1 pseudogene is annotated in these 454 nt (G+C 62.8%); it reads right to left on the reverse strand.

Annotation, left to right across the window (positions count from 1 at the left end):
- Nucleotides 1–454: pseudogene (locus AC1D0P_RS29380) on the reverse strand (AMP nucleosidase); the annotation flags it as partial.

Consider the following 454-nt stretch of genomic DNA (forward strand, 5'->3'; position numbering starts at 1 on the left):
GTGATACCGCCGTGGCCCTTCTTCTTCAGATGATAGGCTGGCATCTGCGGCAGGCGGGTGGCCGGAAGGCCCTCGGTCGGCTCCGCATCGCCTGCCTTGGTGACGAGGTTACCCGGTTCGACGAACGCGGTGTAGCCATTGCCGCCCTCGATCATCTGCTGACGCGCCCAGGCGCAGAATTCATCGATATAGAACTGGTAGTTCGTGAACAGCACGAAATTCTGGAAATGCTCGGCATTGGTGGCGGTGTAGTGGCTCAGCCGCGCCAGCGAATAGTCGATGCGCTGCGCCGTGAACGGCGCGAGCGGCCTGGGCGCTCCCGCCGGCGGCTCATATTCGCCATTGGCGATTTCGTCGTCGGTGGTGGAGAGATCGGGCGTGTCGAAGAGATCGCGCAACGGTACGTCGATCGTGTTGGCCGCAGACGCTTCGACATGCGCGCCTTCCTGGAAGG

The organism is Polaromonas sp. P1_G2, from assembly GCF_056405515.1.